Here is a 16,608-nt window from a genome sequence, read left to right as displayed (position 1 = left end):
GACGGTTGTTAGCAGTCGGCTTGGCACCGGTCGTGGTGCTGAGCACGGCGGGGGTGTTGGCGGGGCTCGCGCACGCCGAACCGGATGCCGCGGTGACCAGTCGGGTCTCGGTCGCCACCGACGGCGGTCAGGGCGACAAGAAGAGCGAGAACTCCGAGCTCAGCGCGGACGGCAGGTACGTGGCGTTCGACTCGGAGGCCACCACCCTCGTTCCCGGTGACACCAACGAGGTCAGCGACGTGTTCGTGCGGGACCGGCTGACCGGGACGACGACTCGCGTCTCGGTCGCCAGCGACGGTTCCCAGGCCGCGGACGACAGCCGGTATCCCTACCCGTACTCGTCGAACCCGTCGATCAGCGCGGACGGCAGGTTCGTCGCGTTCTCGTCCAACGCGACGAACCTGGTGGAGGGCGACACCAACCGCACGACCGACGTCTTCGTGCACGACATCCAGACGGGTGCCACGACCAGGGCCTCCGTGGCGAGCGGCGGCCGGGAGAGCTGGGCAGGCGGCTTCTACGCGGCGATCAGCGGGAACGGCCGGTACGTGACGTTCGTGTCCAGCGGTGCGGACCTGGTTCCCGGTGACACCAACCAGCAGCGCGACATCTTCCGGCACGACCGGGAGACCGGGCTCACCACCCGAGTCTCGGTCTCGTCCACCGGCGGGCAGTCCAACGGATCCTCCGACTACTCGGAGCCGGTGATGAGCGCCGACGGACGCTTCGTCGCGTTCCGCTCGTGGGCCACCAACCTCGTTTCCGGTGACACGAACAACGCCTCCGACGTGTTCCTGCGCGACACCGAGCGGGAGACCACCACCAGGATCTCGGTCGCGAGCGACGGCACCGAGGCGAACGAGCTCTCCTACGAGCCGTCGATCAGCGCGGACGGCCGGTACGTCGCCTACGTCTCCGCCGGGTCCAACCTGATCCCCGGCGACGTCAACAACGCCCACGACGTGTTCCGCTACGACCGGCTCACCGGCACCACGATCCGGATCTCGTCGGCCACGGCCGTCTACGCGCACTTCCTGCCGAACGGCGCGCAGTACCCGGCGATCAGCGGCGACGGCCGGTACGTCGCCTACTGGTCGGACGGGGAGGGCATCGTCCCGGATGACACGAACAAGTCGATCGACGTCTTCGTGCACGACGTGACGACGGGAGCCACCCAGCGGGTGTCGCTCACGGCCACCGGAGCGCAGACGGGCAGCTGGCCCTTCGACTTCCTGTCCAGCGTCACGGTGGCGATGAGCGCCGACGCGCAGTACGTCAGCTACAACTCGTCCGCCACCGACCTGGTGTCCGGTGACACCAACGGCGTCGGGGACATCTTCGTCTCCAGCCGTCGTTGACGGACCGGAGGGCGCTCGAGCACGTCAAGACGGGCGCCCTCCGCACAATTGGTCGTGCCGAAAGTGGAACAGATCGCCGTCCTGACGTGAACATTCCTCGTGTTCTGGTTACTTTGCGCCGCAGCGCCGCCAGTGAGGCGGCCGGACAGAGGGACGAAGATGAGACGGTTGTTAGCAGTCGGCTTGGCGCCGATCGTGGTGCTGAGCACGGCGGGGCCCGCGCACGCCGAGCCGGATGCCGCGGTGACCAGTCGGGTCTCGGTCGCCACGGACGGCGGTCAGGGCGACAAGAAGAGCCAGAACCCCGCGCTCAGCGCGGACGGCCGGTACGTCGCCTTCGACTCGGAGGCCACCCTCGTTCCCGGTGACACCAATGACGACTACGACGTGTTCGTGCGGGACCGGCTGACCGGGACGACGACTCGTGTCTCGGTCGCCAGCGACGGTTCCCAGGGCACGGCTGTCGGCGAGGAGTTTCCCCACCCGTACTCGTCGAGCCCGTCGATCAGCGCGGACGGCCGGTACGTGGCGTTCACGTCCAACGCGACGAACCTGGTGCCCGGCGACACGAACACCGCGGCCGACGTCTTCGTGCACGACCGGCAGACCGGCACCACGAGCAGGGTCTCGGTCGCGACCGGCGGCGGTCAGGTCCGGGGCGGCGGTTTCTACGCGTCGATCAGCGCGGACGGCCGGTACGTGACGTTCGTTTCGGATGCCGCGGACCTGGTTCCCGGTGACACCAACCAGCGGCGCGACGTCTTCCGGCACGACCGGGAGACCGGCCTCACCACCAGGATCTCGGTCTCGACCGCGGGCGGGCAGTCCAACGGTTCCTCCGACTACTCGGAGCCGGTGATGAGCGCCGACGGACGCTTCGTCGCGTTCCGCTCGTGGGCCACCAACCTCGTTCCCGGTGACACCAACCAGGTCTCGGACGTGTTCCTGCGCGACACCCAGCAGGGGACCACCACCAGGATCTCGGTCGCGAGCGACGGCACGGAGGCGAACGAGCTCTCCTACGAACCGTCGATCAGCGCGGACGGCCGTTACGTCGCCTACGGATCGGGCGCGTCCAACCTGGTCCCCGGTGACGGCAACCACGCGGCCGACATCTTCCGCTACGACCGGCTCACCGGCACCACGATCCGCATCTCGCCGGCCGCGGCCACCTTCGAGCACGACCTGCCGGACGGCGCGAAGCTCTCGGCGATCAGCCGCGACGGCCGGCACGTCGCCTACTCGTCGGACGCGCTCGACATCGTTCCGGATGACACCAACAGGTCGGTCGACGTCTTCGTGCACGACGTGGCGACCGGAGTCACGAAGCGGGTGTCGCGCACCGCCACCGGAGCACAGGCTGCCAACTGGTCCCGGTACTTCTCGTGGTCGTCCAGGGTGGCGATGAGCGCTGACGGGCAGTACTTCGCGTACGACTCGGGCGCCACCGACCTGGTGGACACCGACACCAACGGCGTCTGGGACGTCTTCGTCTCCAGCCGTCCCTGATGGACGGGGAGGAGGGCGTGTGCCACGGCGTGCGCCCTCCTTCCGGAAAATCCGTCTGCGCCACCAGGCCGACGGGCTACGCTCGCGCCACGGGCCGCGAAGGTGTTGGCTACACACCGAAACAGCCTGGTTGTTCTCAGTGGTGAGGGGAGAGCACCACATGCGAATTCGGCTGCTCGGACCGATCGACGTCGTGGTGGACGGCGCGCCCCGTCCGGTGCGGGGGTTGCGGCGCAAGGCGGTGCTGGCCGTGCTGGCGCTGCAACACGGACACATCGTCAGCGTCCCACGACTCGCTGACTGCGTGTGGAGCGACAACGGGCAGGCGGCGGCGGTGAACACGCTGCAGAGCCACGTGTCGCACCTGCGTCAGGTGCTGGGGCACAAGACGTCGATCGTGGCGCGGCCGCCGGGCTACGTCCTCGACCTCGGTTCCGGTGACACCGACGTCGAGGACGCCGAACGCCTGATCCGGCAAGGGATGCGGTCGGACGACAGCGCCGCGGCGGCGCGGCAGCTGCGGAGCGCGCTGGAGCTGTGGCGCGGCTCGCCACTGGAGGACGTCGCCGGACTGGCCTGGCTGGACGGGCAGGCCGAGCGGCTGAACCAGTTGCGGTCGCAGGCGGTCCGGGCTCTGCTCGGGGTCCGGCTGGAACTCGGAGAGCACGCGGCGCTCGTGCGGGACCTGGAACGGCTCGCCGCGGAACACCCGCTCGACGAACAGGTCCACGCCCAGCTCATGCTCGCGCTGTACCGCAGCGGCAGGCAGGCCGACGCACTGGACGTCTACCGCAGGCTGCGGTGCACGCTCGCCGACAACCTCGGCATCGACCCGACCCTGGCGCTGCGCGAGCTCGAAGCCCGCGTGCTGCGGCAGGATCCCGGCCTCTCTCCGGCCCCGCGGACCGCGCCGCTCACGGTGACTCCCCAGCCGCCGCCGGTGTCGGCCCCGGCGCAGCTGCCGCTGGAGGTGCGCGGTTTCGCCGGGCGCGAGCCTCAGCTGAAAGACCTCGACGCGTTGCTGGCACAGGTGAACGGCCCGTCTCCCACCGCGCTCGTCGCGGTGCTGTCCGGATCCGCGGGGGTGGGCAAGACCGCGCTCGCCGTGCACTGGGCGCGTCGCGTGGCCGGCGAGTTCCCGGACGGGCAGTTGTACGTGAACCTGCGCGGCTACGACCCGAGCGGCCTGGTGACGAGCTCCGCCGACGCCGTGCGAGGGTTCCTGGACGCGCTCGGAGTACCACCGCAGGGGATCCCGGTCGGAGCGGACGCGCAGGCCGCCCTGTTCCGCAGCCTGCTGGCCGAACGGCGGATGCTGATCGTGGTGGACAACGCCCGTGACGCCGGGCAGGTCCGGCCCCTGCTGCCCGGCGCGCCCGGTTGCCTGGTCGTCGTCACCAGCCGGGACCAGCTGTCCAGCCTGGTCGGCGTCGAGGGCGCGTACCCGCTGACCCTCGGCGTGCTCACCGACGACGAGACCCGGCAGCTGCTGGCGTTCCGCCTCGGTGCCGACCGGATCGCGGCCGAACCGCGCGCCGCCGACGAGATCGGCACCCGATGCGCACGGCTTCCGCTCGCGCTCGTCGTCGTGGCCGCCCGCGCCGCCACCCACCCGCTGTTCAGCCTGCGGGAGCTGGCCGCCGAGCTGGGCGACAGCCGGGAGCGGCTGGACGCGCTCGCGGGCGGTGACCCGGCCGCGGACGTCCGCGCGGTGTTCTCCTGGTCCTACCGCACGCTCACTCCCGAGGCGGCGCGGGTCTTCCGGTTGCTCGGACTGCACCAGGGGCCGGACGTCTCGCTCGCCGCGGCGGCCAGTCTCGCCGGCCTGCCGGTGCGCGAGGCGCGGCACCTGCTGGGTGAGCTGGCCCGCGCACACCTGATCGTCGAGCACGTGCCCGCCCGGTACGCGTTCCACGACCTGCTCCGCGCCTACGCCGCGGAACTCGCCCAGCACACCGACTCCACCGTGCAGCGCACCGCCGCGCTGCGCCGCACGCTCGACCACTACCTGCACACCGCGCACCGCGCCGCCGTGGTGCTGCACCCGCACCGGGACCCGATCGAGCTGCCTCCGCTCGACCCCCGCGTGACCCCCGAAAGCCTCGACAACCACCACCTGGCCGTCGTGTGGTTCAGCAAGGAGCACGCCGTCCTGATCGCCGCGTTGCATCAGGCCGCCCGCCACGGTTTCGACCGCCACACCTGGGCGCTGGCGTGGACGTTGCACACCTACTTCAACCGCCGGGGGCACTGGCACGACTGGGCCGCCGTCTGGCAGGTCGGGGTGGAGGCGGCCACGCGGCTGGCGGATCCGCGTGCACGGGCCATCGCTCATCGCGGACTCAGCTGGGCGCACGTCCTGCTCACCCGCTTCGATGAGGCGACCGTCCAGCTGCTGCACGCACTCGAGCTGTGGGCCGAGGTGGGCGACCTGCTCGGTCAGGCCGACGTGCACCTGGACCTGGGTAGGGGAATGGCGCTCCAGGGCCGGTTCGCCGAGGCGCGGCACCACGCCCGCCAGGCACTCGAGCTGTACGAGTCGGTGGACCACCGGGGCGGGCTGGCCTTCGCGCTCAACAACGTCGGCATGGCGCACATCGAGCTCGGCGACCACGAGCGCGGACTCGCCTGCTGCCGCGAGTCGCTCGCCCTGCACAAGGAAGTCGGCAACCGCGATGGCGAGGCAGGCGCCTGGGACAGCGTCGGCTACGCCTACCACCACCTGGGCGACCACGCCGGCGCCATCCACGGCTACCAGCACGCGCTCGACCTGTACCGGGATCTCGGCGACCGCTACGAGGTCGCCGCGACCCTGCGCAACCTCGGCGACAGCAAGCACTCCGCCGGTGACGTGGCCGGGGCGCTCGGGGCGTGGCGAGAATCGCTCTCGATCCTCGACGACCTCGCCCACCCCGACGCCGACCGGCTGCGCGCCAAACTCCGCTCTACGGCCTGAACGACCAGACCTGGGCCGCGTTGCCGAACCCGGTGCAATGGACGCTCTGGATCTGTGCGCCGGCTGACGTCGAGCCGCCGCGCACGTGGATGATGGTGCCGTCGGCGTCGCGCCCGTACTTCAGATCCATGCACTTGCCAGTGGCCCTGTTGATGAACCGGTAGACGCCGCTGCCGAAGTTGACGATCTCGTAGAAGCCGTCCGCCGCCTGGGCGGACGGACCGAACCCGACCGCCATCGCCATGGCCGTCAGTCCCGCCATCACCATGCCGATGTGCGTCTTGCGTCCATCTCGCGTCTCCCGATGCGTTGCCGGAGTTGTGAACGGCCGAATCCTCTCCGTGTGCGCTGCAACGGCGCTGACCTCGCCGCGTCAGCGCCGTTGCAGCACTCGATGTCACGGTGCAGGGACGGATCGAGACGAAATGAGTGAGAACATGAAGCGCATCAACCGAATCGCGGCCACGCTGGGGGTCGCGGCGCTGGCGGCCGTCGGCCTCGGAGCCGCCGCTGTCCCCGCGGGAGCAGCGCAGGTCGCCTCCGCGGTGCGGGTACCGGACGTGATCAAGGTGCCCGCCGGCAACAGACAGATCGCTTTGTTGCAGGCGCGCGGTGTCCAGACCTACCAGTGCACCAGCGGTGCGTGGGGCTTCCTGCAGCCCGACGCGATCCTGTCGAGCTACGGGAGGGCGCTGGTGCTGCACAGCAGGGGTCCTGTGTGGACGTCGGTCGACGACGGCAGCTCGGTCACCGCGGCGACCGTCGCCAGCTCACCGGTGCCGCTCGCCGTTCCCCAGCTGCTGCTGAAGTCCACCGGCAACCGGGGTCCCGGACTGCTCGGCGAGGTCACGTTCGTCCAGCGGCTGAACACCACCGGTGGCCTTTCACCGACAGGTGCCTGCAAGGACGGCACGACCGCGTCGATCCCGTACACCGCCGACTACGCGTTCTGGGCCGCCGTCCCGAAGTAGTCCGCGCCGCCTTCACGGGCTACACGAAGGCGGCGCTCGGCAAGGACGGCGCGGCGGTCGCCGGCGCGCCGATCACCCAGCGGATCGCCGCCTACGGGTGCTCACCGTCAAGTACGGTCGAGCGAAGGTGGCTGAGCTCCACGAGCCGCTCGAGGGCTGAGAGCCGGCTGTCACTTGTGCCACAGGCCGGTCGTGGTGTCGATGAACCACTTGTCGTACCAGGCGAGCGACACGCTCGTGCCGTTCACCGCCAGTGGCAGCCACACGTAGGGCGACGTGCCGAGGCTGTCCGGCTGCCACCGGTCGCCCATGAACATGAACGTCGTCCCCTTGGTGCCGACCACCGGCAACACGAACGTCGTCTGCGAGTTGAACGTCTTGCTCCCCTTGGGGGCGAACAACTTCCAGGTCGCCCAGCCCTTCGAGAGCGACGTGGACGAGGTGTACATGTTGTCGTTGGTCCGCCACCCGGTCCGGTGCGAGCCGAGCACGTAGTAGCGCCCGTTCTGCTTGAAGATCGCGGGCGACTCGAAGTCCTCCAGCACCGCGACCAGGCTGTCGATCTTGGTGTAGTCGGCGGAGAGCTTGTAGAGGCGCAGGCCGCCTGCCGCGCGGGCCTCGCCGAACAGGTAGCCGCTGCCGTCGTCGTCCACGAACAGCTGGATGTCGAGGCTGATGTTGCCCTGCGGCTTGATGCTGCCGCGGTAGGTGTACGGGCCGCAGACGGTCGGGCTGGTCGCCACGCCGACCTTCGTGACCGTGTGCTCCTTGTCGTCGACGTGCATCCACATGACGTACAGCCCGGTGGCCTGGTTGAAGATCACCTTGGGGCGTTCGATCACGCGCTTGGGCCCGAGGTCGCCGCTCGCCTGCCGGGTGAGCGCGTTGGACTCGAACTTCCAGTGCTGCAGGTCGGTCGACGAGTAGCAGGTCACGTTGCGGAAGAACGCGTTGTTCTGGTTCTCCCCGGTCTTGTCCTCGCCGAACCAGTAGTAGGTGGCCCCGACCTTGATCATGCCGCCGCCGTGGGCCTGGATCGGGTTGCCGCTGGTGTCCTTCCACGCGACACCCGGCGTGATGGTGGCTTCGGCGGCCTGTGCCGGTGGCGCGCCTGCCAGTACGAGTGCCAGCACCAGTGCGAACAGTTTCCTCACGTCACGCCTCCGCATTCGGTGCCCCTGCGGTGCGGCGGTACGGCCGGGGTGCTCGGCGTCTTCCTACCGGTGCGGGCGACGCGGCGGCAAGCAGCCGTTCGGTGACGCTTGCTCCTGGCTGAGAGCTCGGCGGATCCGTTGGAGGTCGTCCCGCTCGCGGGGAACGCGCCGCACACCATCCGCAACGAGTCCGGCGCCGTGCTCGCCATCGTCGAGCAGCACGGCATCGAGTTGCTCGGACCGGTCCCGGAAACCGCCTGAGGCCGTTGCACTCCGAAGAGAACGCACGGCCTCAGGCGGCTTCTCACGCGGGGGTCTGGAAGCCGAGGGAGGTCAGGGCGGCCTCCGCGGCACGCTGGTCCTGTTCGAAGGTGCCGCCCGAGATGCCGAGCCCGCCGATGACCCTGTCGTCCTCGATGATCGGGTAGCCGCCCCCGACGGCCATCAGCCGCGGATGCCCCGCGAGCGGGGAGATGCGGGGATCGGCCAGGTAGTCGTTCCACACGTGGGTGGCGATCCGGAAGGAGGCCGCTGTCCACGCCTTGTCGACCGCGACCTCGGCGGCGAGGAACGGGGCGTCGTCATCGCGTTCGAACGCCTTGAGGTGCCCGCCGGCATCGGTGACGACGGTGGCGACGGTGAAGCCGATCTCCGCTGCGCGGGCGCGCACCGCGTCGACCAGTGCGGCGGCCGCGTGGCGGCTGATGTCCGCTGTGGACACCGACTTCGCTCGCGTTTCGGTGCTCATCGTTGTCTTCTCCGGTGGTGGGAGGGGCAGGGTCAGGGGGCGAGTTGCAGCACGAGCTTGCCGCGGGTGCGGCCGGTCTCGCCGCGGGTGTGCGCCAGTGCGGCCTCCTTCAGCGGGAAGATCTCCTCGACCTCCACGGTCACCTCGCCCGCGTCGATGAGTCCGGCGATGCGGGCGAGTGCCGGGCCGTCGGGCTCCACCAGGAAAGCGGTGGCGCGCAGGCCCTTCGCCGCCGCGGCACCGGGCAGAGCGGGGGAGATGCCGGGGATCGCGACGATCAGGCCGCCGGGGCGCAGCACCTCCAGCGACCGGGTGCTGGTGTCGTCCCCGACGAGGTCGATGACGACGTCGACGTCGTGGACCGCCTCTTCGAACCGGACAGTCGTGTAGTCGACGACCTCGTCGGCGCCGAGACTCGTGAGCCAGTCGTGACGCGCGCTGCTGGCGGTGCCGATGACGTGTGCGCCGAGGAGTTTCGCGAACTGGACGGTGAAGTGCCCGACACCGCCCGCCGCCGCGTGCACCAGCACCCGCTGACCCGGCTGGACGTCGGCGGTGTCGATCAGCGCCTGCCAGGCGGTGAGAGCCGCCAGCGGCACGGCGGCCGCCTGCTCGTGGGTGATGCTCGCCGGCTTGCGGGCGAACTGGCGGGCCGGTGCGGTGACGTACTCGGCGTAGGCCCCGGCGGCGCGGGGGAACCACGGCATCCCGTACACCTCGTCACCGGGGCTGAACCTGGTCACCCCGAAGCCGGTCTCCTCGACCACGCCCGAGACGTCCCAGCCCAGGGTGAACGGCGGCTCGCCCAGCACCCCGGCCACGCCTCCGCCGGAGCGGGTCTTCCAGTCCACCGGGTTGATCCCGGCGGCGTGCACCCGGACGAGCACCTCGGTCGGCAGCGGTGCGGGTCGTGGCACCTCGGCCACTCGCATGACCTCCGGCCCGCCGACACCGTCCTGTACCACCGCGCGCATCAGGGATGCGGACATCACGTCTCCTCGAGTTCGATCTTCCGGCTGACGAGGACGACCGTATCCGCGGGGATATAGTTACCCGCAAGGGAGACTACTTCCCATCGGGAAGTTACCTGGTGAGGAGTGTGTGATGACGACGGAATGCTCGACGGGCCAGCACAGCGACCACGACGTGTACGCCGCCCAGTGCCCCTGCCGCGCCATGCTGGACCTGCTCGCCAACAAGTGGTCCGCGCTGGCCATCGGAGCGCTCGAGGACGGTCCGCTCAGGTTCGGCGAACTCCAGCGCTTCCTGCAGGGGGTCAGCCCCAAGGTGCTCACCCAGACCCTGCGACGACTCGAGGAGGCCGGCATCGTCGACCGGACCATCTACCCGGCCGTGCCGTTGCACGTCGAGTACTCGCTCACCGACCTCGGGCGCGGCGTCGCCGTCCCGCTGCGCCTCCTGCGCACCTGGGTCGAGGACAACATGGACGACATGAACGCCGCGGGCTGCGCCTAGCGCGTCAGACGACCTCGTCGATGTAGGACGTGCCGGTCGCCGCGTGCGGGCCGTAGCGCTCCCATTCCTCGCGCAGCCGCAGGGTTCCCGCCGGGGTGAACTCGGGAGTGTTGACCGTGTGGCCGCAGATGACCTCGCCGGTCTCGAGGACCATCGTGTATCCCATGTGGAGGGTGCCGTCCGGGGAACGCGTGCCCGCGATGGAACCCCGGCGGATGGCGTTCCAGGCCCGTCCCGTGGTCGAGAGCTCGACGTGCCTGCTGCTGTGGGACTGGGACCAGGCGTTCGACGTCGTGCTGCTGATGCAGGAGATCCAGCGCGACGCCCCTGCCGAGCTGTCCGTGCGCATCGGACTCGCCCAGACCCCGGACGGCCCGCTCGTGTCCGTGGTCGGGTGGCACCTCGGGCCCGCCGCCGAGCTGCGGTCGCACCTCGAACCGGTGCTGACCAGGACGTGTCCGTTCCGGACCGACATCGCCGACCGGACCTTCTGGGAGGCGAAGGAGTACGTGCACCACGAGAAGGCGGGCGGCGCGTTCGCCGGACGCACGCGCACCACACCGGTTCCGCTGCCGGAAGCCGGCGTGCGCACGCTCGTCGCCGCCGTGGAGAAGTGGCTGGGCAGCGGCAACCCCGATGGCGGGGGAGCGGCGCTGTTCGGCTGGGGTGGCGCGATCAACCGGCTCGGCGCGACCGAGACGGCGTTCCCGCACCGCGACGCGTTGTTCCTGGTGTCGCTGGACACCTCGTGGATCAGCGCCGACAGCCCGCAGGTAGTGCACGACAACCTGGCGTGGCTGACGGCGCTGCACGAGGAGCTGGGGGAGTACGCCGACGACGCGTCGTACCTGAACTTCACCGACCCGGACCTCGCCGGCCGGCGGCACGCCTACCACGGGCCGAACCTCGCGCGGCTGGCCGAGGTGAAGCGGCGGTACGACCCCGGACCGGTTCTTCCGGTTCCCCCAAGCGGTCTAACGCCCCAGTGCGTTGCTCAGCTCTCGCGCCACCCGGAGCGCCGGATCACGCGGTCGAGCAGCTCGGCGTCGTCCTCGAATTCCTTCGAGGACGCGGTGAGGACCAGCAGGAAGATGATGATCACGCAGACCGCGATGACGCCGATGATCAGCGACGTGATCAGCTCCTGGGAGTTGCCGACGATCAGCGGCGCGCGCTGGTCGACCACGACCTTCATGGCCGCCATGCCGGTGTAGTGCATCCCGGTGACCGCCAAGCCCATGACCAGCGCGGCACCCACGACTGCCAGCGGACCGCGGATGTTCATGGTCGCCCACAGCGCGGCGGTCGCGGCGACCACGGCGATCAGGACGGACAACAGCACGATCGGGATGTCGTAGGAAACCCTGGCACCGATCGTCACGGCGGACATCCCGGTGTAGTGCATCGCCGCGACCCCGACTCCGGTGAACACGCCGCCCGCCGCCAGCGGGCCGAGTCTGTTGGGGTCGCTCCTGCTGACCACGAACAGCCCGACGCCCACGACGACGATGGCCACGACCATGCTGAGCAGCGTGAGCGGGACGTCGTAGGCGACGTTCGTGCCCATCCAGGTGCCCAGCATCGCGGTGAAGTGCATGACCCAGATGCCCATGCCGCCGATCGCCACCGCGGCGACGACCAGCCACCAGTGGCTTTGAGCACCGGTCGAGTTCCTCGCGCGCTCCGTGGACAGCAGCCCGAGAGCGGAACCGACGCACGACACCGAGTACGCGACGAGTGGTGTGATGATCCCCATGTCCATATGAGATGGAATCATTGGTGGCCTATCCGAAGCAATGCCGCAGTCGGATCCCGGGTTCGGCACCCCGCGGGGCGCTCATGGCCTGAGCGCCCCGCGGTCCCTGCTCATCTCACGGGTGGTACCAGCTCTGGTTGGCCCAGCCGTTGCAGTCCCAGACCTGGATCTTGCTGCCGTTGCGGGTCGGCGACGCCACGTCGAGGTCGAGGCACCGGCCGTCGTGGTGGCTGATGACCTGGCCGTTGGTGTAGACGGTCCACTTCTGGTTCGCCCAGCCGTTGCAGTCCCACATCTGGACCTTGGTGCCGTTGTGGGTCGGCGACGAGACGTCGGAGTCGAGGCACCGGCCGTCGTGGGTGCTGCGGATGGTGTGGTCGCTGTAGTACGTCCACTTCTGGTTGTTCCAGCCGTTGCAGTCCCAGATCTGCACCTTGGTGCCGTTGTGCGTCGGCGACGACACGTCCGAGTCCAGACACCGCCAGTCGTGCCTGCTGTAGAACGGGCTGTGCGCGGTGAGCGTGCCGATGGGCTCTGCCTGAGCTGTCGTCGTGACGAACAGGCTCGACAGCACCACCGCCAGCACCGCGAGTATCACTCGCATGAATCTCCCCCTTGCTCGTTGGTGTAGCCGGGAGAAACTCGCACGCGCTGCGCACGCCTCGACAGCCCAGCGTGAGATATCACCGTGGAATAGCGGAACGGCGTGTAACGCCCGTCGGCTGTGCGCGACCTCATCGCCGGGGATGCGTTGTCGTTGGGGGAGACGTGGACCGACCGTCGTGGGTGCTGAACGTGCCGGATGACCTGTGGGGCCGCGCGTCTGTCGTGCTGGCACTGGACAACAGGGACGTGGCCGCGTTGCTGGTGCTGATCCGCCAGTACACCGGGCACAGCCAGAACGACCTGGCGTGCGCCACCGGGATCGCGCAGGGCCGGATCAGCGAGTACATGCGCGGGTTGCGGCACCCGACGCTCGACACGATCGAACGAATCGCCTACGGGCTGGGGATGCCCGCCGAGGCGCGAGGGCGGCTCGGTCTGGCGGCCGCGTCCCGCCCGCCTCGCTAGCCGCGCCGTGGCACACCGGCGAGCATCGAGTCCACAGTGGACATGACTGGCCGGCCCTCAGCCCGAGAGCTCGTTGGAAGAACCACAGTGGATGGCCGACGGCCCAGCGCTTCACTCCGGCAGAGCAGGCCCGGTCCCCGCCCGGCACTCGGCCGATCATGGCCGAAGGATTAGCCGCGGCCGATGAGATGTGGCCATTTGGCCGGGCGGACGCGACGCCGGTGTAGTGCCGGCATTCGTCCGGACCGCCTCGGCGCGGCCGGAGAGCCTGCGGCTCGACCGTTGACCATCGGCCAGGTGCCCGGCCGGGTTTGGTCGCCATAGGTCGCGCAATGATGTGGGGGCGAAGTCGAGCCGCCTTACGTTGGCCGCATGCTGACTCCTGTCGAACTCGGCCTCGCCGCAGTCGATGACGAACTGCGGCGGCGGGTCGAAAAAACGATTCTCGCCAACGGCAGTTGCGGTCAGCCGTGGCTCGACACCGGAATGCGCCCGCTGCTCACCCGGCCGGGCAAGAGACTGCGTCCCGCTCTCGTGTTCGCGGCCGCGGCGTGCGGGCCGCGGTTCAGCGAGTGCGACGCGATCGCCTGCGCGGCGTCGGTCGAGCTCATGCACCTGAGCTCGCTCGTCCACGACGACCTGATGGACGACGCGGCGTCGCGCGGCGGGCTGGCGACGTTGCACGTCACGCGCGGCCGGGATGCCGCGATCCTCGGCGGTGACCACCTGCTGGCCGCGGGCGGGCAACTGGCGGCGCGGGTGTCCGCGGCTGCCGCGCTGGCGTGGCACCAGGGGTATTCGGATCTGTGCGCCGGGCAGATCCACGAGACCGCGAACCGGTATCGCCTCGACACCAGGATGGACGAGTACCTGGCGGCGGTGAGCGGCAAGACCGGCGCGCTGATGCGGACCGCCTGCCGGCTGGGCGCGCTGTGCGCGGGTCTCAGCGAGGTGCAGGTGGCGGCGCTCGCAACGTTCGGCGACGCCTTCGGCATGGTCTTCCAGCTGGTCGACGACCTGATGGACCTGGTGTCCACCGAACAGTTGTGGACCAAGCCCGTCGGGCTCGACCTCTCCAACGGCGTCTACACGGCGGCCGTGCTCGTGTCGCTGGCCAACCCGGCGTCCGAGCTCAGCGCCCTGCTCCGGCCGGAGATGTCGGCGGCCGACGTCGAGCGGGCGCACGAGTGCGCTCGCCGCGACGGTGTCCCGTTCGTGCTGGAGTTGATCGACGAGTACGTCGCGCTGGCCGAGCGGGTGCTCGAGGTGGTGCCGGACTCGCCTGCGCGGGCGCGGTTGGTTGCGATGCCGCGGGTTTACGCGCTGCGGGCCGTGGAGACGAAGGTCGCGCGGGAGCATTCGCGCTGGATCAGGCCGGCTTCGGTGGCGTAGCTGACTGGTTGTAGCCGTTGTGGTGGGCCGTTCGAGCGACTGTCGCTCGGGGTGGCGCGAATCAAGACGTTTCGGCGTTGTCCGTGGCCATTTCTGATGTCTCGATACGGTTGTTTCACCGCTGTGTTCCTGCGGTCGCGTGAAACTCTTGGAGAGTTCGAATGATGGAGCCGTTCCAGCCGTAAGTGGGGGCGACAGGTCCTGCACGCGGCGGCGGAACGAGGAAACACCAGATGATCAAAGTTGCGGTGGTGGACGGCGAGCGGCTCGTCAGGGCGGGCATCTGCAGCATGTTGCGCACATCGGAGCGGATCGACGTGGTGTCGGAGACCGACGACGGACGCCGTGCGGTCGAGCTCGCGCGCAGGCATCGTCCCGACGTCATGGTGATGGACGTCCGCGTCGGCGGGATGGACGGCATCAGGGCGACGCAGGTCGTGCAGCGCGAACTGCCCGCGACGAAGGTCATCATCCTCACCGCGATCGCCGTAGAGGAGTGCGTCTACCGGTCTTTTCGCGCTGGTGCGTCGGGATTTCTGGTGAAGGACGTCGGGCCGCAGGAGCTCGTCGACGCGGTGCTCACCGTCGCGTCCGGCGAGTCGGTCCTGTCGCCCGCGATCACCCGCGGCGTGATCAACCAGTTCCTGCGGTTCGACCGCGACCGCGTCGGCAGGGCCAGACAGCAGGTCGAGAGCCTGACCGCGCGCGAACGCGAGGTGCTGGCGTACGTGGTCAAGGGCGTGGGCAACGCGGAGATCGCCCGCGCGTTGTACGTCAGCGAGGGCGCGGTGAAGGCTCACGTCAGTCACCTGCTGGCGAAACTGCGTTGCACGAACCGGGTGCAGGCCGCGATCAAGGCTCACGAGTCGGGCGTTTTCCGCGAGCTGGACGAAAGTCGCGTGTGATGGGACACCGGTCCTGGCCACAAGATGCTCGCGACACCTTCCGGCCCCCTGCAATCATTGGCCGCTCGCGCATTTCGCGCTCATTTTCGCCGATCAAGGGGTAACTGTGGGGTTTCCTTCTGTTGTTGCCCTGGACGGCGACGTTCTCGCGGTGCGGATCGGGACCGACAGCCCGGCAGTGCGCGTGGCGGCGGCCTGCCCGTCCGCGCCGATCCTGCTCGGCGAGCTGCGCAGGCGTGGTGTCGAGGCGTCCGTTGTGGACGCTCTCGACGTCGACGAGCGGACGGCGGAGCTGCTGGAGCGGTTCACCGCAGATCCCCGCGTGGTGTTCGAGTGCTCGGAGACTCAGCCCGCGGTGCTGGACGCGTTGCGCGCGTGGGCCGCGGCGGCGGGTGACCGGCACGTGCTGCTGGCGGGCCCCAGGTCGTTCTGCGCTGGCGTGGAACGCGCGATCGAGATCGTCGAGCGGGTACTCGGCCAGTGCGGCGCTCCGGTCTACGTGCGCAAGCAGATCGTCCACAACGTGCACGTCGTGCGGGAGCTGGAAGAACGCGGCGCGGTGTTCGTCGACGAGCTGGACGAGGTGCCGCCGTCCGCGACGGTGATCTTCTCCGCGCACGGCGTCTCCCCGGCGGTGCGCGAGGAGGCCGCGCGCCGGGATCTGCGCGTCGTCGACGCGACCTGTCCACTGGTGACCAAGGTCCACAGCGAGGCCAAGCGGTTCGCCCAGCGCGGCGACACGATCGTGCTGATCGGGCACGCCGGCCACGAGGAGAGCGAGGGCACGCTGGGCGAGGTGCCCGGCATGCTGCTCGTCGAGAAGCCCGACGACGTCCGCGAACTGGACCTCGACGGCCCGGTGTCCTTCCTGATGCAGACGACGCTGGCGGTCGACGAGGCCGCCGGTGTCGTCGACGCGCTGCGCACCCGGTTCCCGCAGCTCACCGGGCCGCACTCGGACGACATCTGCTACGCGACCACGAACCGGCAGGACTCGCTGCGCGCCGTGGCGGCGGACGCGGAACTCGTGCTGGTGGTCGGCTCGGTCAACTCGTCGAACTCCCTCCGCCTGGTCGAACTGGCTCGCCGGTCGGGCTGCGCCGCGCACCTGATCGATGACGTGACCGACCTCGACCCCGCCTGGCTCGTCGGCGTGCGGACCGTGGGGCTGACCGCCGGAGCCTCCGCGCCGCCGCGACTCGTGACCGAGGTGATCGACGCGCTGCGCGGGCTCGGCGCGGTCACCGTGGAGGAGCGTCAGGTGGCGGTGGAGACCATCCACTTCGGACTGCCCAGGAACGTGAGGTGACTC

At 69.8% G+C, this 16,608-nt stretch carries 17 protein-coding genes and 1 pseudogene; 11 read left to right on the top strand and 7 right to left on the bottom strand.

Annotated features, from left to right (window positions below; all coding sequences use genetic code 11):
• Positions 1–20: 20 nt before the first annotated feature.
• From FKR81_RS33550 to FKR81_RS33540, 3 genes are all read left to right on the top strand, one after another.
• A complete protein-coding gene (locus FKR81_RS33550; RefSeq protein ID WP_222598488.1) occupies positions 21–1,358 on the top strand; it encodes a TolB family protein in 1,338 nt (445 codons plus the stop codon).
• A gap of 183 nt (positions 1,359–1,541) precedes the next feature.
• The gene (locus tag FKR81_RS33545) at positions 1,542–2,867 is read left to right on the top strand and encodes a TolB family protein (RefSeq protein ID WP_186763327.1); all 1,326 of its coding nucleotides are present in this window, start codon (positions 1,542–1,544) and stop codon (positions 2,865–2,867) included.
• A gap of 160 nt (positions 2,868–3,027) precedes the next feature.
• Positions 3,028–5,823, top strand: coding sequence for an AfsR/SARP family transcriptional regulator (locus FKR81_RS33540; RefSeq protein ID WP_146358248.1), 2,796 nt, complete (start codon positions 3,028–3,030; stop codon positions 5,821–5,823).
• Here the strand turns inward: FKR81_RS33540 and FKR81_RS33535 are convergent.
• Positions 5,813–6,091, bottom strand: coding sequence for an RICIN domain-containing protein (locus FKR81_RS33535; RefSeq protein WP_146358247.1), 279 nt, complete (start codon positions 6,089–6,091; stop codon positions 5,813–5,815). The genes FKR81_RS33540 and FKR81_RS33535 overlap by 11 nt on opposite strands.
• Positions 6,092–6,248: 157 nt before the next feature.
• Here FKR81_RS33535 and FKR81_RS33530 point away from each other — a divergent pair, with 157 nt between their 5' ends.
• Positions 6,249–6,794 carry a DUF3455 domain-containing protein gene (locus FKR81_RS33530; RefSeq protein ID WP_222598487.1) on the top strand — a complete coding sequence of 182 codons (546 nt, stop codon included), beginning with the start codon at positions 6,249–6,251 and terminating at the stop codon, positions 6,792–6,794.
• 170 nt (positions 6,795–6,964) lie between these two features.
• On the opposite strand, the gene FKR81_RS33525 is transcribed toward FKR81_RS33530, so the two are convergent.
• The gene (locus FKR81_RS33525; protein WP_186763326.1) at positions 6,965–7,948 is read right to left on the bottom strand and encodes a family 43 glycosylhydrolase; all 984 of its coding nucleotides are present in this window, start codon (positions 7,946–7,948) and stop codon (positions 6,965–6,967) included.
• A gap of 108 nt (positions 7,949–8,056) precedes the next feature.
• On the opposite strand from FKR81_RS33525, the gene FKR81_RS43920 reads away from it, so the two are divergent.
• On the top strand, positions 8,057–8,209 hold the full coding sequence (locus tag FKR81_RS43920; RefSeq protein ID WP_186763325.1) for a hypothetical protein: 153 nt from the start codon (positions 8,057–8,059) through the stop codon (positions 8,207–8,209).
• A 43-nt stretch (positions 8,210–8,252) separates the two neighbouring features.
• On the opposite strand, the gene FKR81_RS33520 is transcribed toward FKR81_RS43920, so the two are convergent.
• Both FKR81_RS33520 and FKR81_RS33515 read right to left on the bottom strand, forming a co-directional pair.
• Complete coding sequence (locus FKR81_RS33520; protein WP_146358245.1) at positions 8,253–8,696, bottom strand: GlcG/HbpS family heme-binding protein; 444 nt, start codon at positions 8,694–8,696, stop codon at positions 8,253–8,255.
• 32 nt (positions 8,697–8,728) lie between these two features.
• Positions 8,729–9,670, bottom strand: coding sequence for an NADP-dependent oxidoreductase (locus FKR81_RS33515; RefSeq protein WP_222598492.1), 942 nt, complete (start codon positions 9,668–9,670; stop codon positions 8,729–8,731).
• A 130-nt stretch (positions 9,671–9,800) separates the two neighbouring features.
• Here FKR81_RS33515 and FKR81_RS33510 point away from each other — a divergent pair, with 130 nt between their 5' ends.
• On the top strand, positions 9,801–10,172 hold the full coding sequence (locus FKR81_RS33510) for a winged helix-turn-helix transcriptional regulator (RefSeq protein ID WP_146358243.1): 372 nt from the start codon (positions 9,801–9,803) through the stop codon (positions 10,170–10,172).
• A gap of 4 nt (positions 10,173–10,176) precedes the next feature.
• Here FKR81_RS33510 and FKR81_RS33505 read toward each other — a convergent pair whose 3' ends face one another.
• Positions 10,177–10,326 carry a hypothetical protein gene (locus FKR81_RS33505; RefSeq protein WP_235921936.1) on the bottom strand — a complete coding sequence of 50 codons (150 nt, stop codon included), beginning with the start codon at positions 10,324–10,326 and terminating at the stop codon, positions 10,177–10,179.
• On the opposite strand from FKR81_RS33505, the pseudogene FKR81_RS46080 reads away from it, so the two are divergent.
• A pseudogene (locus FKR81_RS46080) lies at positions 10,301–11,071 on the top strand (hypothetical protein); the annotation flags it as partial. The gene FKR81_RS33505 and the pseudogene FKR81_RS46080 overlap by 26 nt on opposite strands.
• 95 nt (positions 11,072–11,166) lie before the next feature.
• On the opposite strand, the gene FKR81_RS33495 reads toward FKR81_RS46080, so the two are convergent.
• Both FKR81_RS33495 and FKR81_RS33490 read right to left on the bottom strand, forming a co-directional pair.
• Positions 11,167–11,928 (bottom strand): MHYT domain-containing protein, encoded by a 762-nt coding sequence (locus tag FKR81_RS33495; RefSeq protein ID WP_186763324.1) that lies wholly within the window; start codon positions 11,926–11,928, stop codon positions 11,167–11,169.
• Positions 11,929–12,043: 115 nt separating this feature from the next.
• Positions 12,044–12,532, bottom strand: coding sequence for an RICIN domain-containing protein (locus FKR81_RS33490; protein ID WP_146358241.1), 489 nt, complete (start codon positions 12,530–12,532; stop codon positions 12,044–12,046).
• A gap of 164 nt (positions 12,533–12,696) precedes the next feature.
• Between FKR81_RS33490 and FKR81_RS33485 the strand changes: the two genes are divergently transcribed.
• From FKR81_RS33485 to ispH, 4 genes are all read left to right on the top strand, one after another.
• A complete protein-coding gene (locus tag FKR81_RS33485) occupies positions 12,697–12,999 on the top strand; it encodes a helix-turn-helix domain-containing protein (RefSeq protein WP_186763323.1) in 303 nt (100 codons plus the stop codon).
• Positions 13,000–13,371: 372 nt separating this feature from the next.
• A complete protein-coding gene (locus tag FKR81_RS33480) occupies positions 13,372–14,391 on the top strand; it encodes a polyprenyl synthetase family protein (protein ID WP_146358239.1) in 1,020 nt (339 codons plus the stop codon).
• 233 nt (positions 14,392–14,624) lie between these two features.
• Positions 14,625–15,296, top strand: coding sequence for a response regulator (locus FKR81_RS33475; protein WP_146358238.1), 672 nt, complete (start codon positions 14,625–14,627; stop codon positions 15,294–15,296).
• Positions 15,297–15,402: 106 nt separating this feature from the next.
• On the top strand, positions 15,403–16,605 hold the full coding sequence (ispH, locus tag FKR81_RS33470) for a 4-hydroxy-3-methylbut-2-enyl diphosphate reductase (protein ID WP_235921934.1): 1,203 nt from the start codon (positions 15,403–15,405) through the stop codon (positions 16,603–16,605).
• The last annotated feature ends 3 nt before the right edge of the window (positions 16,606–16,608 follow it).

Source organism: Lentzea tibetensis (genome assembly GCF_007845675.1).
Lineage (GTDB): Bacteria > Actinomycetota > Actinomycetes > Mycobacteriales > Pseudonocardiaceae > Lentzea > Lentzea tibetensis.
This window is presented reverse-complemented; position numbering and strand designations above follow the sequence as displayed.